The organism is Siphonobacter aquaeclarae (assembly GCF_900103285.1).
Classification (GTDB): Bacteria; Bacteroidota; Bacteroidia; order Cytophagales; family Spirosomataceae; genus Siphonobacter; species Siphonobacter aquaeclarae.
In genome coordinates, this window is record NZ_FNGS01000003.1 from 492,324 (window position 1) to 512,599 (window position 20,276).

The window sequence follows — 20,276 nt, forward strand, 5'->3', positions numbered from 1 at the left end:
TTGTTATAACCTTATGAAGCTGTTTCGACTCGTCATTCTTCTTGCCCTTAGCGGATTGACCCTCCAGACCCAGGCTTTTGACGAACCCAAAACGCCGGGTATCCAGTTCTACCACGGTTCCTGGAAGCAGGCGCTGACCAAAGCCAAAGCCGAGAAGAAGCTTATCTTTCTCGATGCCTATACAACCTGGTGCGGACCCTGCAAATGGATGCAGGCGAAGTCTTTCCCCAACAAGCAGGTAGGTGACGTGTATAACTCGAAGTTCATCAACATGAAAGTGGATATGGAAGCAGGCGAAGGCATCATGCTGTCGAACAAATACCCGGTTGACGGCTATCCGACGCTTTTCTTCATCGATGGAGACGGCAAAGTCGTCAAGAAGATCATGGGCGCGCAGACGCCTGATCAGTTGCTGGCGATTGCCCGGGACGCCGCTGCCCTCTGAGACGCCTTCCCAGACATTATACGCCGGTAAGCAGCCCTGTTTACCGGCTTTTTTTATGCCATGATGAAAAAAATACTGTGTTTGATGCTTCTGGCTGCGCCGGTTTTCGGCCAGGCAGTTACGGAGCGCGACTTTCGGAAGTACTTCGATGCCCGGCAGGTGACGGGCTCCTTTCTCCTCCTCGATCTCAAAAAGAACCAATATACGGCATACGATGCCGCCCGGTGCCGGAAGGGTTTCCTGCCGGCGTCGACATTCAAAATCCCGAATACCCTGATTGCCTTTGAAACCGGGATCATCCGGGATACGAGCTATGTCTTTCACTGGGAAGGAAAGAAGTGGCCGGTGGAGGCATGGAACAGGGATATGTCGCTGCCGCAGGCGATCGCAGTATCGTGTGTGCCGTGTTTTCAGCAAATCGCGCGGAAGGTAGGAGCCTACCGGTACCAAACGCTCCTGGGCAGGATGCAGTACGGGCATTTTCAGGTACCGGTTGATAGTGTCGAGTGGTTCTGGCTCCAGGGTGGCGCCAGGATTTCGCAATTCGAGCAGGTAGATTTTCTGAAACGCTTCTACCTCAATCAGCTACCGGTGAATACCCGGAGCGCGCAGGTTACCAAAGCATTACTGCTGCTCGGACAGGGAAACGGATGGAAACTACGGGGGAAAACCGGCTGGGCAAGCCCGACGCTGACGGGCGCCGAAGGCTGGGGCGATGATCCGAACGATTATGGCTGGTTTGTCGGCTGGATTGAACAAGGAGGAGATGTATACGTCTTCGCGACGCAGGTCGAGGCGAAGCGGCCGGTACCGGATTCTTTTGGCGCAGCCCGCCGGGCGATTACAGAAGCAATTCTGCGGGAGGAGTTTGGCTTAATGAAGTAGCAGAGGGTATGGGACGAATAGCCCAAATACCTTCTGTGAAGTCTGTGTAGTCTGTGAGCCATTTCTTATTTCTCACAGACTACACAGACTTCACAGAAAAAGGCATAGAGCGTCCGTCGCTATTCGATATATCCTTCTTTCTCCGCCTGTTTCTTCACGTCATGAAGCTGAACCGGTTTCTCCGCGGTTTTCCGGAGTTTCATGTTCAGGAATTCGACGAGCAGCGAGAATGCGATTGCAAAGTAGAGGTATCCCTTCGGAACGGAACCGATGTGGGAATGGAAGATCTCTACGCCGGCCAGGTGAGCGGATTCGGCAATGAGCATGAAACCGATCAGGATAAGAAAGGCGAGGCCCAGCATCTGAACAGACGGGTGTTTGTTGACAAACGATCCGACAGGTCCGGAGGCCGTCATCATGATGATAATGGACAGTACCACCGCGCCGATCATGACGGGCACGACGGTCGTAATACCGATGGCCGTCAGAATGGAATCGATCGAAAACACAATGTTGATAACCGCGATCTGAAGCACAACGCCGGTGAGTTTGTCGGAGCCTTTGGGCTTGTGGACGATTTCTTCTTCGCCTTCCAGTTTGTGGTGGATTTCGGAGGTCGCTTTGTAGAGCAGGAACAGTCCGCCGACAAGCAGGATCAGGCTTTGACCGGAAATGCCCGCCTTAACCCACCCGAGGTCGATGTGCGCAAATGGTTCCTGCATCTTCATGACGAACGAGAGGAAGAAGAGGAGGCTCACCCGAAAGAGCATAGCGAGCAGAAGGCCGATGTTGCGGGCTTTTCCCTGCTGGTTGGCCGGAAGTTTTCCGGCAGCGATGGAGATAAAGATGATGTTGTCAATCCCGAGGACGATTTCGAGGAACGTCAGGGTGATGAGACTGATGAGGTTTTCGGCAGTGAGCAGCGATTGCATGATGGGAAAGGGTCTTCAAATCGGGTTCAAAGAAAAGGGGAAGGAAGGGTATTCAAAGCAGGTATTGAGTGGAAACGGCGGTTTCTTCCGGATGAAAGGAAGAAAAACCGGTTAAAAGTAAAAAACTTACGTTAAATGCTTGTATATCACGACGAAACGTCCGTAATTTGCAGCTCTGTTTACGAATAGAATCACAGACCGATGCTCGCAACCGGTTGGCAGAACTGGCCGAGCCTTTGATTATCAGGTTGTTAACGTGGTTCTTTTCGAACGTCTAAGGTCGGATACTTCCCGATTTTTGAACGTCAGGACTGTTACTGGCTCCGGTAGTTGAATGCCCAGTTCCGGAGTTGAGTAGTAAGCTGACAGGACTTTGCTCCGCCATGGAGTTTGACGTGTATAGTCTGCACAGGCAGGCATGCTTCTCTGCACGTCTTCTGAGGGGTCCTTTCAGCTGCTTCTTTTCCGGTTTCTATCTGATTTTCAAAAAAATACAGGGGGTTTTCTGTCTGCGACTCGGTTGTAAACAGAAAAAGTACTACTTTTGCAGTCCGTTTTCTGAGGCTCCCGGGGTGGGAAAGCCTATAACCAATTAAAAATCAAGAAGATGTCTGGTATTATTGGGAAGAAAATTGGCATGACTAGCCTCTACAATGCTGACGGTTCGTCCGTTGCTTGTACGCTAATTGAAGCCGGTCCCTGCGTCGTGACGCAAGTTAAGACCGTCGAAAACGATGGATATGAAGCTATCCAGCTCGGTTTCGGCGAGAAAAAAGAAAAGAATACTTCCAAGCCGCTGGCTGGCCATTTCAAGAAGGCCGGTACGACTCCGAAGCGGAAGCTGGTTGAATTCAAAACGTTTGAAAAATCCCTGTCTCTGGGCGAAACGATCGACGCGACGCTTTTCACAGAAGGTGATTTTGTAGATGCAATTGGTTCTGCCAAGGGCCGTGGATTCCAGGGCGTTGTAAAGCGTCACGGTTTCGGCGGGGTAGGCGGCCAGACGCACGGTCAGCACAACCGGGCACGTCACCCGGGTTCTATTGGTGCTTGTTCTTTCCCCTCACGTGTATTCAAGGGTCTCCGCATGGCGGGCCGCATGGGTAACAACCGTGTGAAAGTTCAGAACCTCCAGATTCTCAAGGTATATCCCGAGCAAAATCTGATCGTAGTAAGCGGTTCAGTTCCGGGTGCCAAAAATTCGTTCGTAATTCTTGAGAAATAGGCTGAGGGTGTTTCTGACACCGTTGACCTGTTTCCAAAGTAGCACTTTACAAGAAAATGGAACTGTCCGTATATAGTATTCAAGGCAAAGAAACCGGCAAGAAAGTAACGCTGTCTGACGACGTGTTTGCGATCGAACCGAACGAGCACGTAATGTGGCTCGACGTCAAGCAGTACCTGGCCAACCAACGTCAGGGTACGCACAAGTCCAAGGAACGCTGGGAAGTGGCCCGTTCTACCCGCAAGCTGATTCGTCAGAAGGGTACGGGTGGCGCCCGCCACGGTTCTTACAAGGCGAACATCTTCAAGGGTGGCGCGCGTGTATTCGGACCGAAGCCCCGCGACTACTCCTTCAAACTCAACAAGAAAGTGAAGAGCCTGGCCCGCAAGTCAGCCCTGGCGTCCAAAGCCAAGGATGGTGTGGTAACGGTAGTAGAAAACTTCTCTTTCGACGCTCCGAAAACCAAGCAATACATCTCTGTGCTGGCCGCTTTCGCTGCTGCTGACACGAAGACTCTGCTGGTATTGCCTGCGGCCGACAACAATGTATTCCTGTCTGCCCGGAACCTGCCCAAAGCCAATGTGCTTCCGGCAGATCAGCTGACGACTTACGCCCTGCTGAACGCTGATCGTCTGATCATCGCCGAAGGTGCCGTCGAGAAAATTGAAGCATTGTTGAACTAATCAGCGGTCGCAGAATAAGCGACAATCATTATGAGCATCATCATTCGTCCCCTTCTGACTGAAAAGTCAACGGCTCAGAACGAGCAAGGGAAGTACGGCTTCGAAGTGGCGCTGACGGCCAATAAGGTCGAGATCAAGAAGGCCATCGAGAAGATGTACGGTGTGAAAGTTGAATCTGTGAATACGCTGCGTCAGATCGGGAAGAAGAAATCCCGCAGCACGCGTACCAAGATCACTTCCGGTAACACGTCCACTATCAAGAAGGCGATTGTAACGGTAGCCGAAGGCGAAGTTATCGACTTCTATCAGGGCATCTAATTCGCCCGTTCAGTAACATTCCTTTCCTCCGGAATACGTATGAATCAGGCAGGCTGGCAAGTTGGAGGACATAGCCTGCCGCAGCAAACAAATCAATGGCAATCAAGAAGTTGAAGCCTGTAACGCCGGGGATGCGTTTTCGTTCAGCCCCGACGTTTAGCGAGATCACGACCAGCAAGCCTGAGAAGAGCCTCCTCGAGCCTCTGAAGAGAACGGGTGGTCGCAATGATCAGGGTCGCCGCGCGATGCGTTACATCGGTGGTGGTCACAAGCGTAAGTACCGTATCATCGATTTCAAGCGCGACAAGGCAGGAGTATCGGCAGAAGTGAAGACGATCGAGTACGATCCGAACCGTTCTGCACGTATCGCACTCGTTCAGTACGCTGACGGTGAGAAGCGTTATATCATTGCTCCGCAAGGCCTGACGGTTGGTCAGACGATCCAGTCCGGAGAAGGAATTGCGCCTGAAGTTGGAAACGCGATGCCGCTGTCGGCGATGCCGATCGGTACGATCGTTCACAACATCGAAATGAAACCCGGCAAGGGCGGACAGATGGCGCGCAGCGCCGGAACATACGCACAGATCGTGGGCCGTGAAAGCAAGTATGTGATTCTGCGCATGCCTTCCAGCGAAACCCGGATGATCCTGGGTAACTGCATTGCAACCGTTGGATCCGTCTCTAACGCTGATCACATGAACGAGAGCCTGGGTAAGGCTGGTCGTAAGCGTTGGCTGGGTCGCCGCCCGCGGGTTCGTGGTGTGGTAATGAACCCGGTTGATCACCCGATGGGTGGTGGCGAAGGCCGTGCTTCCGGAGGTCACCCGCGTTCGCGCAAGGGTCTGCTGGCCAAGGGCAAGAAGACGCGTGACAAGAAGAAGGCATCCAACAAGTTAATCATTAGCAAGCGGAAGAAATAATGGCACGTTCACTCAAAAAAGGCCCCTATATTGATTTTCGCCTTTCCAATAAAGTGGAGGTAATGAATGAGGCAGGCAAGAAATCGGTTATCAAAACCTGGTCACGCCGCTCAATGATTTCTCCGGATTTCGTGGGTCACACTTTCGCTGTGCATAACGGCAACAAGTTTATCCCCGTGTACGTGACGGAAAACATGGTAGGTCATAAGCTGGGCGAATTCGCTCCGACCCGCAACTTCCGTGGGCACGTCGCTAAAAAGGACAAAGGGAAACGATAAAACCAGTTTACAGTGGACGGTTTACAGTGGACAGAATAGGTCACTGCAAGCGGGAAACGACAAACTGACAACCAACAAATGGAAGCAATCGCAAAACTCAATAACGTCCCGACGTCGCCTCAGAAGATGCGTCTGGTTGCTGACCTGATCCGCGGCCAGAAAGTAAACAAAGCTCTGGCGATTCTGAAGTACCAGCCTAAGTCGGGCTCTCCGCGTCTGGAAAAGTTGCTGCTGTCGGCTATTGCCAACTGGCAGGAGAAATACGGCGAGGAGGTAAAACTGGAAGAAGCTGACCTGTTCGTAAAGACGATCTTCGTCGACGGCGGTCCCTTCCTGAAGCGCCTTCGTCCGGCTCCTCAAGGACGTGCCTACCGCGTGCGTAAGCGTTCGAATCACGTAACGCTGGTGGTAGCGAGCAATGCCAAGGCAGAAACTAAAACCGAAAACACGGAAGCGTAACACACCATGGGACAAAAAGTAAACCCCGTAGGTCTTCGTCTGGGTATTGTACGTGGTTGGGAATCCAACTGGTACGGTGGAAAGAACTTCGCTGAAAAGCTGGTCGAAGACGAAACGATTCGTAAATACATTGCTGCCCGTATCCCGAAAGGCGCGATCTCGAAGGTGATCATCGAGCGTACGCTGAAGCGGGTTACCCTGACGATCAACACGGCCCGCCCGGGTGTCGTCATCGGTAAAGGCGGTAACGAAGTAGATAAAATCAAGGAAGAGCTGAAGAAGCTGACGGGCAAGGACGTACAGATCAACATTTTCGAGATCAAGCGCCCTGAAATCGACGCCAAACTTGTTGGCGAAACGATTGCTCAGCAGCTGGAAGCCCGGATCTCTTTCCGTCGTGCCATGAAGCAAGCCATTGCTTCTGCCATGCGGGTAGGAGCGCAAGGGATCAAGGTTCGTCTGTCTGGTCGTCTCGGCGGTGCTGAAATGGCCCGTACCGAAGAGTACAAGGAAGGACGCATCCCCCTGCACACGCTGCGTGCGGATATCGATTACGCGATTTCCGAAGCGCAAACGGTATACGGTAAAATCGGTATCAAGATCTGGGTCTTCAAGGGTGAAGTGTACGGCAAGCGTGATCTCTCTGTAGTCAACGCTGGTCTGAACTCAGGCCTCGCTGAAGGTCGTGGCGGCTCCGATCGCGGAGATCGTCGTGGCGGACGCGGTGGAGACGATCGTGACGGTGGCCGTCGTGGCCGTCGTGACGGAGATGGTGGCGGAGACCGTGGCCGTGGTGGCAACAACAACCGTGGCGGTGCTGGTAACCGTGGCGGTGCTAACCGGGGTGCCGGTAACCGTGGCGGTGGCCAGGGAGGACGTCGCTAAGTAGCTTGGAAGAGGGGGGCTTGTTCCCCTGCTTCAAACTCTAAAGAACTCAACGATCATGTTACAACCGAGAAGAACCAAATTCCGCAAGCAGCAGAAGGGACGGATCAAGGGTCTTGCTACGCGGGGCCACGAGATTTCCTTCGGTTCATTTGCGATTAAATCGCTGGAACCGGGCCGGATTACGGCTCGCCAGATCGAAGCGGCTCGTATCGCCGTAACCCGTGCAATGAAGCGGGAAGGTCAGGTCTGGATTCGTATTTTCCCCGATAACCCGATTACCAAGAAGCCGGCAGAAGTTCGGATGGGTAAAGGGAAAGGGGCTCCCGAGTATTGGGTAGCCAACGTGAAACCCGGAACGATTCTGTTCGAATCAACCGGTGTCCCTCTGGAACTGGCTCAGGAAGCGCTGCGTTTGGCTGCACAGAAATTGCCGGTACGGACGAAGTTTGTCGTTCGCCGCGATTATCAGGAAGCTAACTAAGTGATTCGTTACCTGTTATCCTGTACCGGATCTCAGTCAAGAAGATAACTGATAACGCAATTGCACCAAGGCAAATGAAAATCAAAGACATTCGGGCATTGAGCACGGAAGAACTCCGGCAGCAAGTCGCCCAGGAAAAAGAAGCACTGAGCCGACTGAAGTTTGCTCATGCGATTTCTCCGATCGAAAACCCGATGCGTATTCGGACTTCCCGTAAGCTTATCGCCCGGATGATGACCGAACTTAACGCTCGCTAGAATCGCCCTGAAAAGGCACAAAGCAAATTCCGAACATGGAAGAAGTACGTAAGCTCAGAAAAGTCAGAATTGGTCGGGTGCTGTCCAGTAGCATGGACAAGTCGGTAGTGATTACCGTCGAGCGGAAAGTCAAACACCCTATCTACGGGAAATTCCAGAAGAAAACGACCAAATTGATGGTACACGACGAGAACAATGATTGTGGCGTCGGCGATACCATTAAAGTGATGGAAACCCGCCCCTTGTCCAAGAACAAGCGCTGGCGGTTGGTTGAAATCATTGAAAAAGCGAAGTAATCAGCAGTTACCTGTTTTCGGTTTTCGGTTTTCAGTTTTCGGTTGCGGATTCAACAGAAAACAGAAAACAGAAAACAGAAAACGGAAACTGGAAACTCAGCAAAGAAATGCTCCAGCAAGAATCTAGATGTGGCGTAGCGGATAACAGCGGTGCCAAAGAGGTACTGGTTATCCGTGTGTTGGGTGGTACGGGCAAGCGTTATGCCTCCATCGGCGACAAAGTCGTGGTGACCGTAAAGCAGGCCCTTTCTTCTTCAAGCATGAAGAAGGGAACGGTGTCTAAAGCAGTGGTGGTTCGCACGAAAAAAGAAGTACGCCGGAAAGACGGATCATACATCCGTTTTGAAGACAATGCGGTCGTCCTTCTCAACAACCAGGACGAACCGCGCGGTACCCGGATCTTCGGACCGGTTGCCCGCGAATTGCGTGAAAAGCAATTCATGAAAATTGTTTCGCTGGCTCCTGAGGTGCTTTAATCACCCGGGTAAATCGTACGAAATCAGACAATGGCAAATCAACAGCAAGTTAAACTCCACGTTCGCAGCGGAGATACCGTAGAGGTCATCGCCGGCGACGCCAAAGGCAAAAAGGGCGTCGTGAAGTCTGTCGACCGTGAGAAGCAGCGTGCAATTGTCGAAGGTGTCAACTTCGTCAAGAAACACGTAAAGCCTTCTGCGACCAATCCTCAGGGAGAAATCAAGGAAATCGAGAGCCCCATTCACCTCAGCAACCTGAAGGTAGTGGATCCGAAATCCGGCGTTGCTTCCCGGACCGGCCGCAAGCTGAACGAAAAGGGCAAGTCCCAGCGCTACAGCAAGAAGAGCGGAAACTTCATCTAATCGCAGAACGGCCGGTTTCCGCCGGCCCTGCAATTGTTTTATTCGTGGGTCGGAAATCCACAAACCATTATTCTCAATGGCAACTCCTCGGTTAAAAGAAAAGTACCTCAACGATGTAGTATCGGCGTTGAAAGACAAGTTCCAGTACGATTCCATCATGCAGGTACCGAAGCTGCAGAAGATCGTCATCAACAAAGGTATCGGTGCAGCCGTAGCGGATAAGAAGCTGGTTGACGTAGGCGTGGAAGAACTTTCCATCATCTCCGGTCAGAAAGCAATCGCTACGTTCTCCAAGAAGGCTATCTCGAACTTCAAACTTCGGGAAAACATGCCGATCGGAGCGAAAGTAACGCTGCGCGGTGACAAGATGTACGAATTCCTGGATCGTCTGACGGCGGTTGCGCTCCCCCGGGTGCGTGACTTCAAAGGGGTAAGCGACAAAGGCTTTGACGGCCGCGGCAACTACACCCTCGGCGTGAAGGAGCAGATCATCTTCCCTGAAATCTCCATCGAAAAGGTGCAGAAGATCTCCGGGATGGACATCACCTTCGTAACCTCGGCTCAGTCGGATGCTGAAAGCCTCGAATTGCTCAAGGCTCTGGGTATGCCCTTTGCTGGACAGAAAAAGTAATAATTGATTCCCCGCTACTTCGGCTCCGAAAAGGGCGGGGACCAATCATAACAAAAAAATGGCAAAAGAATCAGTCAAAGCAAGAGAGCGGAAACGCGAGCGTCTGGTAGCGAAATATGCAGCTAAGCGCAAAGCCCTGAAGGAAGCCGGTGACTATGAAGGTCTCGACAAACTCCCCCGCAACGCTTCCCCCGTACGGCTCCACAACCGTTGCAAGCTGACAGGTCGTCCCAGAGGTTACATGCGGAAATTCGGCATCAGCCGGGTTACCTTCCGCCAAATGGCTTCTGATGGAAAAATTCCCGGCGTAACAAAATCGAGCTGGTAATTTTTGGTGTATCCATTTTGATTCTCTAATTTTGCGAGCCGTTTTGAGCGGCCCGTAGCAAAATCATATTCTTTCATGGATCCGATTGCAGATTACTTGACCCGTCTGAGGAATGCCATCAAGGCTCGCCACAGAATCGTCGAGATCCCGGCTTCCAATCTCAAGAAAGAGATCACGAAGGTGCTCTTTGAGAAAGGCTACATTCAAAGCTATAAGTTTGACGATGAGGCTTCCGTACAGGGAACCATCAAAGTCGCCCTGAAGTACAACCCCCTCACGAAGCAGTCTGCTATCGTGAAACTGACCCGCATCAGCAAGCCGGGTCTCCGGAAGTACACAGGTTCCAAAGAACTTCCGCGGGTATTGAACGGACTGGGTATTGCCATTCTGTCTACCTCGAAGGGCGTTATGACGGACAAAGAGGCGCGCACCCTCAACGTAGGTGGCGAAGTTCTTTGCTACGTATATTAATTAACACACGGAATCAGCGGAGGGTAATCTGACCACTGAAAACCTCCGCTGATTTCCTTTTAACATCCAGTGACATGTCACGTATTGGAAAAAAAATCATCACCCTGCCGGCCGGCGTAACCGTTGACGTAGACAAGAATAACCTGGTGACTGTAAAAGGTCCGAAGGGTACGCTGTCTCAGGCGGTTGATCCGGATATCTCGGTAGAGATCGAAGGTGGCGAGTTGCAAGTGGTTCGCCCGACTGAACAAAAGCGTCACAAGGCGCTGCACGGTCTGTACCGTGCCCTGATTAACAACATGGTAGTAGGCGTAAGCCAGGGCTACCGTACCGAGATGGAAATCGTCGGGGTAGGTTACAAGGCTTCCAACCAGGGCAATATCCTGGAGCTGGCATTGGGCTACTCACACAGCATTTTCGTCGCTATCCCGACTGAACTGAAAGTGACGACGGCGATGGAAAAAGGCCAGAACCCGAAAGTCGTTCTGGAAGGTATTGACAAGCAACTCATCGGCCAGGTCGCTGCCAAGATCAAGTCTCTCCGCAAGGTTGAGCCTTACAAAGGCAAGGGTATCCGCTTCACGGGTGAATTCGTCCGTCGTAAGGCTGGTAAAGCGGCTGGTAAGAAATAAATGGTTTGAGCGCGTGAGGAAGTGGTTTCTCACGCGCTTATGCCCAACACACACATATCATCCGTGGGTCGGTAATCCACAAACTATTTTATTACAATGGCAAGTGCAAAAGATTCCCGTCGGCTTCGCATCAAGCGGAGCATCCGCTCTAAAGTAGCCGGCACACCCGGACGTCCCCGTTTGACGATCTTCCGTTCAAACAAGGGTATTTACGCCCAGGTCATCGATGACGAAGCAGGTAAGACCGTTGCATCGGCGTCTTCATTCGAGCTCGGAGCTCAGGGTAACAATGTCGAGGCTGCCAAGCAGGTAGGCTTGAAGGTAGCCGAAAAAGCGAAGGCTGCCGGTATCGAATCAGTGGTATTTGACCGGAATGGTTACCTGTACCACGGTAAAGTGAAAGCACTCGCAGACGGAGCCCGCGAAGGTGGCCTTCAATTCTAATTCTAAGAACCATGCAAACGAACAGACCGACTAAGTATAACGAGTCAGATTTGAAGGAACGTGTTGTAGCCATCAACCGGGTTGCGAAAGTAGTAAAGGGCGGTCGCCGCTTCAGCTTCTCTGCGATTGTGGTTGTTGGTGACGGCAAAGGAGTGGTAGGTTACGGACTGGGTAAGGCCAACGAAGTAACGGACGCCATTGCCAAAGGAATCGAAGACGCCAAGAAAAATATCGTTCAGGTACCCCTGCTGAAGCACACGGTACCCCACGATATGGAAGGTAAATTCTCCGGTGGTTTCGTTCTGCTCAAGCCGGCTGCTCCCGGTACGGGAGTTATCGCAGGTGGTGCTATGCGTGCCGTCCTCGAAAGTGCCGGTATCCGTGACGTATTGGCGAAATCGAAAGGTTCTTCGAACCCGCACAACGTAGTCAAAGCCACGGTTGACGCCCTGCTGAAAATGCGGGCACCGCACCAGGTAGCCCGTCAGCGCGGCGTGAAACTGGCAACGGTATTCAACGGATAAGTCATCAGATTCCTGGTTCCGGCTGGTTCGCCAGCCCGGAACAGAAAACAACGAAGAAATGGCAAAGGTTAAAATTACGCAGGTTCGCAGCACGATCTCTCGTCCGGAGAACCAGAAGCGTACCATCAGTGCCCTTGGTTTGGGTAAAATCAATCGGAGTGTGGAAATCGAGCTGAATCCTGCCATTGCCGGGATGATCCGCAAGGTGAACCACCTCGTTCAAGTGGAAGAAATCTAAGAAACTCGGTGGGCACTTCAGGTGTTTCACGCAGAACCAATACGACAATGAATCTTAGCAATTTGAAACCGGCCGCCGGTTCTACGAAAGTAGGAAAGCGGGTGGGTCGTGGTCAAGGCTCAGGAAAAGGGGCTACGGCAGCACGTGGTCACAAAGGGGCTCAGTCCCGTTCAGGCTACAGCCGGAAAAGAGGTTTCGAAGGCGGTCAGATGCCTTTGCAACGTCGGGTTCCCAAGTTCGGATTTAACAACTTCAACCGCGTTGCCTACAAGGCCATCAACCTGGACGCCATTCAGGCCCTGATCGAAAAGACGAGCGCTACGATCGTAGACATCGAGCTCCTCTATAACAACGGTCTGGTCGGCAAGAATGACCTGGTGAAGGTACTGAGCAGAGGAGAAGTAAAATCAGCTGTTGAGGTGAAGGTACACGCGTTCTCCGCAACTGCCATCCAGGCGATCGAAAAAGCCGGTGGTAAAGCTGTTACGATCTGATAACTGAGTCTGGATGAACAACAGGCGGATTTGAATCCACGCTGGAATGAACAAGTTTATAACTACTCTCAAGAACATTTGGTCGATTGAGGAACTCCGTACGCGGATCCTCAATACCCTGTTGTTTATCACCGTCTACCGTGTTGGTTCCTACGTTGTTTTGCCGGGTATTGATCCGGCAAGACTTCCGAAAGGACAAGGAAACGGACTGCTTGACCTGATCAATACCTTCTCCGGAGGGGCTTTTCAGAACGCATCCATCTTTGCGCTGGGAATCATGCCGTACATCTCGGCTTCCATTGCTATTCAGCTGTTGACGATTGCACTTCCGTATTTTCAGAAGATGCAGAAAGACGGCGAATCCGGACGACGGAAGCTGAACCAGATTACCCGTGTACTGACCATTTTCGTCACGGCTGCCCAGGCGGTTGCGTATACGCAGTCGCAGATTCCGGCAGAAGCCCTGATGATTGAGCGCAGCTGGTTTACCCTCTATTCTACTGCGATCCTGATCGCCGGCACTATCTTCTGTATGTGGATGGGCGAGCGCATCACGGACAAGGGAATCGGTAATGGTATTTCGCTGCTGATCATGATCGGTATCGTGGCCCGTTTCCCGATTGCACTTCTTCAGGAAGCCGGTACCCGGGGAACAGGTGGTCTGCTGCTCTTCGTGATCGAACTCGTCGCGCTGTATTTCGTTGTAATGGGTGCGGTCCTTATCACGCAGGCAACCCGCCGGATTCCGGTGCAGTATGCCAAGCAGGTGGTCGGAAACAAGGTAGTAGGCGGACAGCGTCAGTACATTCCGCTGAAGCTCAACGCAGCCGGCGTTATGCCGATCATCTTCGCTCAGGCGCTGATGTTCGTGCCGGGTCTGGTAGCGGGCTACTTCGCGGAGAAGAGCGACACTGCCCAGTCGATCGCACAGGCTTTCAACAGCTATGATCACTGGCAGTACAACATTCTGTTCGCTTTTCTGATCATCATTTTCACGTACTTCTATACAGCGATTTCGGTTAACCCCCAGCAGATCGCTGATGATATGAAGCGGAGTGGCGGTTTCATTCCGGGTGTTAAGCCGGGTTTTGAAACTTCCGAATACATCGGACAAATCCTCGACCGGATTACTCTTCCGGGCGCTGTGATGCTCGCACTCGTGGCTGTGATGCCGGCGATTGCCCGTCTGTTCGGTGTTTCCCAGGGTTTTGCTCAATTCTTCGGAGGAACCTCCCTTCTTATCCTGGTGGGTGTAGTGTTGGATACGCTGCAGCAAATTGAAAGCTACCTGCTCATGCGCCGCTATGAAGGCCTCATGAAGTCGGGTAGAGTGCAAGGACGGACGGAGAGCGTATCTTCCGCCATCTAACGTGGAAAAGATGTTGTACTTGAAAACTGATGAGGAAATAGAACTCATCCGAATCAGTGCCCAGGTATTAGGTAAAGCGCACGCCGAGGTTGCCAAACGGATTGAACCCGGCGTTGCGACCAAAGAGTTGGACCGGGTGGCCGATGAATTTATTCGCGACCACAAGGGCCAACCTTCGTTTAAGGGCTACAACGGATTTCCTTCCGCGCTCTGCATTTCAGTCAACGACGTCGTCGTACACGGTTTCCCGAGCGGATACCGCCTCAAAGAGGGAGACATTATCTCGGTCGATTGCGGCGTATTGCTGAACGGATTTCACTCAGACAGTGCGTTTACGTATCCGGTCGGGGAAATTCAGCCGGAAGTAAAAGCCTTGCTGAAGCGAACCTATGAATCTCTCTATCAGGGAATCGGGAAAGCAGTAGCAGGCAACCGGATCGGGGATATCGGTTTTGCGGTCCAGAGTTACGTCGAACAGGCAGGCTATGGAGTGGTGCGCGAGCTGGTCGGTCACGGAGTGGGTAAGTTCCTGCACGAAAGTCCGGAAGTACCGAATTATGGACGGAGAGGTCAGGGCCCTGTGCTGAAGGAAGGAATGACGCTGGCTATCGAACCCATGATTACGCTCGGCAAGCGCAGCGTGGTACAGGAACGGGATGGCTGGACCATCCGTACGACGGACCGGAAGCCGGCGGCTCACTTCGAGCACACGGTAGCGGTCCGGAAAGGAAAGGCAGAGATTCTGACCACCTTCGAATACATCGAACAGGTACTGGCCGATAGAAGTATGGCCATCGCATAATCAGTCAGGGTACGGAGATACTTCCCTTGATTCCTCCGATCCCAAGCCAACTCATATGGCAAAGCAAAGCTCCATAACCACCGACGGAATTATTCTGGAAGCGTTATCGAACGCGATGTTTCGGGTTCAGCTCGAAAACAAGCACGAGGTAATCGCTCATATTTCCGGAAAGATGCGGATGCACTACATCAAAATTTTGCCGGGAGACAAGGTGCGTCTGGAGATGTCTCCGTACGATTTGTCAAAGGCGCGCATTACGTACCGTTACAAGTAACACATGGGCTGAACGGGCCTGGCCCGCTTAGCTGAAAACTTGAATACTCAGATGAAAGTTAAAGCCTCGATCAAGAAGCGTAGCGCCGATTGCAAGGTAATCCGCCGGAAAGGTAAGCTCTACGTGATCAACAAGAAGAACCCGAAGTACAAACAACGTCAAGGTTAATTCCGCAGCGTACAAACTATTTTCGACCAATATGGCTCGTATTGCAGGGGTAGACATTCCCGACAAAAAGCGAGGCGAAATCGCTCTCACGTACATCTTCGGCATCGGCCGCAGCACGTCTCGCACCATTCTGGCCAAAGCTGGTATCAGCGTTGACAAAAAGGCCGGCGAATGGAATGACGAAGAAGCAACTGCTATTCGTAACATCATCAGCAGCGAATTCAAAACTGAAGGCCCGCTGCGTTCCGAAATCCAGCTGAACATCAAGCGTCTCATGGATATCGGGTGCTACCGCGGTCTCCGTCACCGGAAAGGACTTCCGCTCCGTGGACAAAAGACCAAGAACAACTCCCGTACGCGGAAAGGTAAGCGTAAGACGGTTGCTAACAAGAAGAAGGCAACGAAATAACCAGTAAAGGTCGGGGAAGCGTTTCCTGCGACCTTACGATTCAAACTCCAACAGAATGGCTCAGGCAAAACGGAAAGACAAAGCCAAAAAGCGGGTCGTAGTGGTGGAACCTGTCGGTCAGGTGCACATCAGAGCTACGTTCAACAACATCATCATCTCTATTACCAATACCCAAGGTCAGGTAATTTCATGGGCTTCTGCCGGTAAGATGGGTTTCAAGGGTTCTAAGAAGAACACCCCGTATGCCGCTCAGGTTGCTGCCTCCAACTGTGCTCAGGTAGCACACGAAGCAGGTATGCGCAAAGCAGAAGTATTCGTGAAGGGCCCCGGTGCCGGACGTGAGTCTGCTATCCGTACGATCCAGGGTGCCGGTATCGAGGTGACGTTGATCAAAGACATCACTCCGCTTCCGCACAACGGCTGTCGTCCCCCCAAGCGTCGTCGTGTCTAGTGACACCCGCACGCAAACAGTGAGATAGGCACTCTCCGGTTGGTGATTACCGGAAACAGGCCGAAATGACAATCAACCAATCACCTTGTCGCACGACGGCAACTCAAAACGATACAGGATCAGGAATAATCCTCTGAATACGTTCTTGGAATATTCCGTTATCCAATTCAATTTTACATGGCACGTTACACAGGTCCTAAGGCAAAAATCTCCCGTAAGTTCGGCGATGCAGCCGTTCTCGGTGGAGGTAAGGCTGTCTCCCGCAAAAACTATGGTCCCGGCCAGCATGGCAAGGGCAAGCGGAGCAAGAAGTCAGAATACTCACTTCAGCTGCAGGAAAAGCAGAAAGTGAAATATACCTACGGCATTCTGGAAAGACAATTTGAAAATCTTTTCCACAAAGCCGCCGTTCGCGAAGGCATTACGGGTGAAAACCTGCTCCGTCTCTGCGAAGCACGTCTGGATAACACGGTTTACCGTCTGGGCATTGCCCCGACGCGCCGGGCTGCCCGTCAGCTCGTCGTTCACAAGCACATCGTTGTGGACGGAGAAGTCGTAAACATCCCGTCGTACTCGCTGCGCCCCGGACAGGTTGTTTCTATTCGCGAGAAGTCGAAGTCACTCGAAGCGGTTCAGAATAGCCTGGCCGGCCGTGGTGCGAAGCGCTTTAACTGGCTTGAGTGGGACCAGTCCCTGCTTGCCGGTAAGTTCATCAGCTACCCCGAGCGTGATCAGATCCCTGAAAGCTTCAACGAGCAGGCAATCGTCGAATTGTACTCGAAGTAATAGGGCCGAACTATTATATCTCCGGCTGGTCCGGAGCCTTGATTCGACCAGTAAGGATTGGAGGATGGTATAGCCCATCCTTCAATCCTTTACGTCATGGTCAAGGTACATCATCCAATATTACGCTAAAAACCCAATCCGTATGTCAATACTCGCGTTCCAAATGCCCGACAAAGTCGTAATGGAGAAAGCCAACGACTTTCACGGAGTATTTGAGTTTAAGCCCTTGGAAAAGGGTTACGGTGTCACGATTGGCAACGCCCTCCGTCGGATCCTGCTCTCCTCCCTGGAAGGTTACGCCATCACAAGCGTAAAGTTCTCTGGAGTGTTGCATGAGTTCTCTTCCATCGAAGGAGTGATGGAGGATGTAACGGATATTATCCTTAACCTGAAGCAGGTCCGTTTCAAGGCGGCTGCCGAAGTACTGGATAATAAGATCAACGTGAAGGTTAAGAACCAGAAAGTACTTACAGCGGGAGATATTCAGAAATTCACCCCGTACTTCACGATTCTGAATCCGGAACTGGAACTGCTTCACATCGACGAGTCCAAGGAATTGGATATCGAGCTGATCGTGGAGAAGGGCCGCGGATATGTACCGGCAGACGAGCCCCGTAACACGGAGCTTCCCTTCGGACATATCGCTATCGACTCTATCTACACGCCTGTCAAGAACGTGAAGTACAGCGTCGAGAACTTCCGGGTTGAGCAGCGTACGGACTATGAGAAGCTGATCATCGAAGTGATGACAGACGGCTCTATTCACCCGGAAGATGCCCTCAAAGGCGCCGCCTATATCCTGATCCAGCACTTCATGCTGTTCAGCGATCAGACGATGACGTTTGAGACCGTGAAGCCGGAGGAAGAAAACGTCGTAGACGAAGAGTTCCTGCACATGCGGAAGCTCCTCAAAACGCCGCTTCAGGATCTCGATCTTTCCGTTCGTGCATACAACTGCCTCAAGTCGGCAGACGTCCGCTCACTGGGCGACCTGGTGAAGCTGGAAATCTCCGATATGATGAAGTTCCGGAACTTCGGTAAGAAGTCCCTCACCGAGCTTGAGCAACTTGTCGCTGACAAGAACCTCCACTTCGGTATGGACGTGACGAAGTACCGTCTGGAAGAAGAATAAATCGACCGGATCAGCGGTCGGAACGACTCCGTTCCGGTCGCTGATTTTTTTGAACATCGAACCAGCAGCATTCGATCGTTTTTTTCAATCACTCGTAATAGGTGGAGCACGGACTGCTGCAAACCGGAGCTCTGACCGCAACTTACGACTCCCATGAGACACGGGAAAAAATTCAATCACCTTGGCCGTCAGGCACAACACCGCAACGCGTTGCTGGCTAACCTGACCATCTCCCTGATCCTGCACAAGCGCATCGAAACGACCCTCGCTAAGGCGAAGGAACTCCGGAAATACGCTGAACCCCTGATCAACCGCGCCAAGGAGGATACCACGCACAATCGTCGGACCGTATTCAGCTACCTGCAAAGCAAGGACGCTGTGAAGGAACTCTTCGGTTCTGTAGCAGAGAAAGTTGCTGACCGTCCCGGTGGATATACCCGCATCATCAAGCTGGGTAACCGTCTCGGTGACAACGCAGAAGTAGCCCTGATCGAGCTCGTGGACTTCAACGATATCTACAACGTTAAGGAAGTAGAAGAGAAGAAGACCCGTCGGAGCCGTCGCGGTGGCAAAAAAGCTGACGCTACTGTTGAAGCTGCTCCTACAGCTGCTCCGGTTGCTGAAGCTTCCGCAGCTGAGACTCCGGCCGCAGAAGCTGCTCCGGAAGCACCCGCAGCGGAAGCTTCTTCTGAAGAAAAGTCAGAAGAATAGTCCGAAGACGACACGTAACAAAAAAGGCTTCTGCATTTTGCAGAAGCCTTTTTTGTTTACTTCCGGTAATCCAGGGCCGGTTTTCTATCGCCAAGCAATGCTTCATACCGGAAATTTTCACCGCGGGCTTTTTCCCATTCCCCGCGCGACTTCCCGATCAGTTCAGGCTTCGTAAACAAGTCGGCAGCCGTCAGCGCCAGCGTTTTGGCTGCTACCAGCATGCCTTTCGTGCCAATAGAAGTCCCGCCAGCGGCAACGGCCTGCCAGCTGTGCGCCGACGTTCCGGGCACCCAGGTGGCGGCGGTCATTCCGGCTGTGGGGACTACCCAGCTGACGTCTCCCACATCTGTAGAAGCCGATCCGAGCAACCCTGCGGCGGCATAAGGCGCGACCTGGCCGGCACTTCCCGGCTTGGGTATCGAACCGAATGCTGCACCAAAAGTCCCGGAAAGCTGCTCTGCAAAGTTTTTTTCCGCGGCGTCGTACATTACTCCGCCGACAATATTGAGGTTTTTGTACATGAGTTCAGCCAGGGTTTCTACGGCCAGCAGGTTATAGACGCCGCCGATGATTTCCACCTCCATCCGGGTTTCGGTACCGAGTGCCGCACCTTCCGCAGCCTTGACGATGCGCTTCCAGATATCCTGCAATACCGTTCGGTCTTTGTGGCGGGCGTAATAGTAGACTTCGGCGAAGTCGGGAACAACGTTCGGTGCTTCTCCGCCTTTCGTGATGATGTAGTGGACGCGCGCGTCCGACGGAATATGTTCCCGCATCATATTCACCATGTAATTCATCGCCTCAACGGCATCAAGTGCCGAGCGCCCGCGTTCCGGTGAAGCCGCGGCATGGGCAGCTACGCCACGAAAACGGAACTTGCCGGTGATGTTTGCCAGCGAAGACGACGGGTTGGCTGAATTCGCATCCCCGGGATGCCAGTGGAGCACGACATCCGTATCCTTGAAAATTCCTTCCCGGACGAGGTATACCTTTCCGGATCCGCCTTCTTCCGCAGGTGTTCCCACGAGCTGAATCGTACCGGTCCGGTGCCCGTCTTTCAGCCAGTTTTTAACCGCTACCGCCGCCGCTACTGCTCCTGTGCCGAGCAGGTGATGGCCGCAGGCATGCCCCGCCTTCTGACCGGCTATCGGTTTGCGAACCGGAACGGCCTCCTGCGCCAGACCCGGAAGGGCGTCGTATTCTGCCAGCAGGGTGATGACGGGTTTGCCGCTGCCATAGCGTGCGACGAAGGCTGTCGGAATGCCGGCCATACCGGAGTCGACGGCGAAACCCTCTTTTTGTAAATCCTCCCGGAGCAGCGCGGCGCTTTTCACCTCCTGGTATCCGACTTCGGCATATTCCCAGATTTTTTGCGCCAGCGCCGCGTAATGTGGCGCTTTGGCGTCCAGTGATGCCAGCATTTTCTGCCGGTCTGCCTGAGCGGATGCTGCATAACTGCCGAGGCAGGCGACAAAAACAAGAAGGTATTTTCTCATGGGTATGAAT

General features: G+C 52.6%; 33 protein-coding genes. 31 read left to right on the plus strand and 2 right to left on the minus strand.

All coding sequences use genetic code 11. The annotated features are described in order from the left end of the window. Positions 1-13: 13 nt before the first annotated feature. Together BLR09_RS09190 and BLR09_RS09195 are read left to right on the plus strand one after the other, a co-directional pair. The gene (locus BLR09_RS09190) at positions 14-445 is read left to right on the plus strand and encodes a thioredoxin family protein (protein ID WP_093200736.1); all 432 of its coding nucleotides are present in this window, start codon (positions 14-16) and stop codon (positions 443-445) included. A gap of 60 nt (positions 446-505) precedes the next feature. After that, positions 506-1,330, plus strand: a complete 825-nt coding sequence (locus BLR09_RS09195) for a penicillin-binding transpeptidase domain-containing protein (protein ID WP_093200739.1) — start codon at positions 506-508, stop codon at positions 1,328-1,330. 119 nt (positions 1,331-1,449) lie between these two features. Here the strand turns inward: BLR09_RS09195 and BLR09_RS09200 are convergent, their stop codons facing one another. Next, positions 1,450-2,262, minus strand: a complete 813-nt coding sequence (locus BLR09_RS09200; protein ID WP_093200742.1) for a TerC family protein — start codon at positions 2,260-2,262, stop codon at positions 1,450-1,452. A gap of 607 nt (positions 2,263-2,869) precedes the next feature. On the opposite strand from BLR09_RS09200, the gene rplC reads away from it, so the two are divergent. The 29 genes from rplC (at position 2,870) to rplQ (ending at position 18,770) form a co-directional block, all read left to right on the plus strand. Further along, entirely contained in the window at positions 2,870-3,487 is a 618-nt protein-coding gene (gene rplC / locus BLR09_RS09205; protein ID WP_093200745.1) for a 50S ribosomal protein L3, read from the plus strand. Between the two features lie 56 nt (positions 3,488-3,543). After that, the gene (rplD, locus tag BLR09_RS09210; RefSeq protein WP_093200748.1) at positions 3,544-4,170 is read left to right on the plus strand and encodes a 50S ribosomal protein L4; all 627 of its coding nucleotides are present in this window, start codon (positions 3,544-3,546) and stop codon (positions 4,168-4,170) included. A gap of 30 nt (positions 4,171-4,200) precedes the next feature. After that, positions 4,201-4,488 carry a 50S ribosomal protein L23 gene (rplW, locus tag BLR09_RS09215; protein ID WP_093200751.1) on the plus strand — a complete coding sequence of 96 codons (288 nt, stop codon included), beginning with the start codon at positions 4,201-4,203 and terminating at the stop codon, positions 4,486-4,488. Positions 4,489-4,583: 95 nt separating this feature from the next. After that, complete coding sequence (gene rplB / locus BLR09_RS09220) at positions 4,584-5,408, plus strand: 50S ribosomal protein L2 (RefSeq protein WP_093200754.1); 825 nt, start codon at positions 4,584-4,586, stop codon at positions 5,406-5,408. Next, positions 5,408-5,686 carry a 30S ribosomal protein S19 gene (rpsS, locus tag BLR09_RS09225; RefSeq protein ID WP_093200757.1) on the plus strand — a complete coding sequence of 93 codons (279 nt, stop codon included), beginning with the start codon at positions 5,408-5,410 and terminating at the stop codon, positions 5,684-5,686. The genes rplB and rpsS overlap by 1 nt, the downstream gene beginning before the upstream one ends. Positions 5,687-5,764: 78 nt before the next feature. Continuing rightward, the gene (rplV, locus tag BLR09_RS09230; protein WP_093200759.1) at positions 5,765-6,145 is read left to right on the plus strand and encodes a 50S ribosomal protein L22; all 381 of its coding nucleotides are present in this window, start codon (positions 5,765-5,767) and stop codon (positions 6,143-6,145) included. A 6-nt stretch (positions 6,146-6,151) separates the two neighbouring features. After that, the gene (rpsC, locus tag BLR09_RS09235; protein ID WP_093200762.1) at positions 6,152-7,030 is read left to right on the plus strand and encodes a 30S ribosomal protein S3; all 879 of its coding nucleotides are present in this window, start codon (positions 6,152-6,154) and stop codon (positions 7,028-7,030) included. A gap of 58 nt (positions 7,031-7,088) precedes the next feature. Beyond that, positions 7,089-7,514 carry a 50S ribosomal protein L16 gene (gene rplP, locus BLR09_RS09240; protein ID WP_093200765.1) on the plus strand — a complete coding sequence of 142 codons (426 nt, stop codon included), beginning with the start codon at positions 7,089-7,091 and terminating at the stop codon, positions 7,512-7,514. 74 nt (positions 7,515-7,588) lie between these two features. Further along, the gene (gene rpmC / locus BLR09_RS09245; RefSeq protein ID WP_093200768.1) at positions 7,589-7,771 is read left to right on the plus strand and encodes a 50S ribosomal protein L29; all 183 of its coding nucleotides are present in this window, start codon (positions 7,589-7,591) and stop codon (positions 7,769-7,771) included. 35 nt (positions 7,772-7,806) lie between these two features. After that, complete coding sequence (gene rpsQ, locus BLR09_RS09250) at positions 7,807-8,067, plus strand: 30S ribosomal protein S17 (RefSeq protein WP_093200771.1); 261 nt, start codon at positions 7,807-7,809, stop codon at positions 8,065-8,067. 107 nt (positions 8,068-8,174) lie between these two features. Then, positions 8,175-8,543 carry a 50S ribosomal protein L14 gene (gene rplN, locus BLR09_RS09255; protein ID WP_093200774.1) on the plus strand — a complete coding sequence of 123 codons (369 nt, stop codon included), beginning with the start codon at positions 8,175-8,177 and terminating at the stop codon, positions 8,541-8,543. A 30-nt stretch (positions 8,544-8,573) separates the two neighbouring features. Continuing rightward, the gene (gene rplX, locus BLR09_RS09260) at positions 8,574-8,906 is read left to right on the plus strand and encodes a 50S ribosomal protein L24 (protein ID WP_093200777.1); all 333 of its coding nucleotides are present in this window, start codon (positions 8,574-8,576) and stop codon (positions 8,904-8,906) included. A 76-nt stretch (positions 8,907-8,982) separates the two neighbouring features. Next, positions 8,983-9,537, plus strand: coding sequence for a 50S ribosomal protein L5 (gene rplE / locus BLR09_RS09265; protein WP_093200779.1), 555 nt, complete (start codon positions 8,983-8,985; stop codon positions 9,535-9,537). A gap of 58 nt (positions 9,538-9,595) precedes the next feature. Further along, positions 9,596-9,865: a 30S ribosomal protein S14 gene (gene rpsN / locus BLR09_RS09270; RefSeq protein ID WP_093200782.1), complete on the plus strand. Its 270-nt coding sequence runs from the start codon at positions 9,596-9,598 to the stop codon at positions 9,863-9,865. Between the two features lie 75 nt (positions 9,866-9,940). After that, positions 9,941-10,336 (plus strand): 30S ribosomal protein S8, encoded by a 396-nt coding sequence (rpsH, locus tag BLR09_RS09275; RefSeq protein WP_093200785.1) that lies wholly within the window; start codon positions 9,941-9,943, stop codon positions 10,334-10,336. 74 nt (positions 10,337-10,410) lie between these two features. After that, positions 10,411-10,968 carry a 50S ribosomal protein L6 gene (gene rplF, locus BLR09_RS09280; protein ID WP_093200788.1) on the plus strand — a complete coding sequence of 186 codons (558 nt, stop codon included), beginning with the start codon at positions 10,411-10,413 and terminating at the stop codon, positions 10,966-10,968. A gap of 96 nt (positions 10,969-11,064) precedes the next feature. Further along, positions 11,065-11,412 carry a 50S ribosomal protein L18 gene (rplR, locus tag BLR09_RS09285; protein ID WP_093200791.1) on the plus strand — a complete coding sequence of 116 codons (348 nt, stop codon included), beginning with the start codon at positions 11,065-11,067 and terminating at the stop codon, positions 11,410-11,412. 11 nt (positions 11,413-11,423) lie between these two features. Next, on the plus strand, positions 11,424-11,936 hold the full coding sequence (rpsE, locus tag BLR09_RS09290) for a 30S ribosomal protein S5 (protein ID WP_093200794.1): 513 nt from the start codon (positions 11,424-11,426) through the stop codon (positions 11,934-11,936). A gap of 58 nt (positions 11,937-11,994) precedes the next feature. Continuing rightward, a complete protein-coding gene (gene rpmD / locus BLR09_RS09295; protein ID WP_093200797.1) occupies positions 11,995-12,174 on the plus strand; it encodes a 50S ribosomal protein L30 in 180 nt (59 codons plus the stop codon). A 47-nt stretch (positions 12,175-12,221) separates the two neighbouring features. Then, a complete protein-coding gene (rplO, locus tag BLR09_RS09300) occupies positions 12,222-12,668 on the plus strand; it encodes a 50S ribosomal protein L15 (protein WP_093200800.1) in 447 nt (148 codons plus the stop codon). Positions 12,669-12,714: 46 nt separating this feature from the next. Continuing rightward, positions 12,715-14,037, plus strand: coding sequence for a preprotein translocase subunit SecY (gene secY / locus BLR09_RS09305; RefSeq protein ID WP_093200802.1), 1,323 nt, complete (start codon positions 12,715-12,717; stop codon positions 14,035-14,037). A 10-nt stretch (positions 14,038-14,047) separates the two neighbouring features. Next, positions 14,048-14,839, plus strand: a complete 792-nt coding sequence (map, locus tag BLR09_RS09310; protein WP_093201446.1) for a type I methionyl aminopeptidase — start codon at positions 14,048-14,050, stop codon at positions 14,837-14,839. A 55-nt stretch (positions 14,840-14,894) separates the two neighbouring features. After that, complete coding sequence (infA, locus tag BLR09_RS09315; RefSeq protein WP_093200805.1) at positions 14,895-15,113, plus strand: translation initiation factor IF-1; 219 nt, start codon at positions 14,895-14,897, stop codon at positions 15,111-15,113. A 51-nt stretch (positions 15,114-15,164) separates the two neighbouring features. Then, entirely contained in the window at positions 15,165-15,281 is a 117-nt protein-coding gene (gene rpmJ / locus BLR09_RS09320; RefSeq protein ID WP_013927415.1) for a 50S ribosomal protein L36, read from the plus strand. 31 nt (positions 15,282-15,312) lie between these two features. Then, a complete protein-coding gene (rpsM, locus tag BLR09_RS09325; RefSeq protein WP_093200807.1) occupies positions 15,313-15,690 on the plus strand; it encodes a 30S ribosomal protein S13 in 378 nt (125 codons plus the stop codon). Between the two features lie 55 nt (positions 15,691-15,745). Further along, positions 15,746-16,141, plus strand: coding sequence for a 30S ribosomal protein S11 (gene rpsK / locus BLR09_RS09330; protein WP_093200810.1), 396 nt, complete (start codon positions 15,746-15,748; stop codon positions 16,139-16,141). A 177-nt stretch (positions 16,142-16,318) separates the two neighbouring features. Then, positions 16,319-16,927, plus strand: a complete 609-nt coding sequence (rpsD, locus tag BLR09_RS09335; RefSeq protein ID WP_093200813.1) for a 30S ribosomal protein S4 — start codon at positions 16,319-16,321, stop codon at positions 16,925-16,927. A gap of 142 nt (positions 16,928-17,069) precedes the next feature. After that, on the plus strand, positions 17,070-18,059 hold the full coding sequence (locus BLR09_RS09340) for a DNA-directed RNA polymerase subunit alpha (RefSeq protein ID WP_093200815.1): 990 nt from the start codon (positions 17,070-17,072) through the stop codon (positions 18,057-18,059). 153 nt (positions 18,060-18,212) lie between these two features. Further along, positions 18,213-18,770, plus strand: a complete 558-nt coding sequence (gene rplQ, locus BLR09_RS09345; protein WP_093200818.1) for a 50S ribosomal protein L17 — start codon at positions 18,213-18,215, stop codon at positions 18,768-18,770. Positions 18,771-18,826: 56 nt separating this feature from the next. Here rplQ and BLR09_RS09350 read toward each other — a convergent pair whose 3' ends face one another. After that, positions 18,827-20,266: an amidohydrolase gene (locus tag BLR09_RS09350; RefSeq protein WP_093200820.1), complete on the minus strand. Its 1,440-nt coding sequence runs from the start codon at positions 20,264-20,266 to the stop codon at positions 18,827-18,829. Positions 20,267-20,276 lie beyond the last annotated feature (10 nt).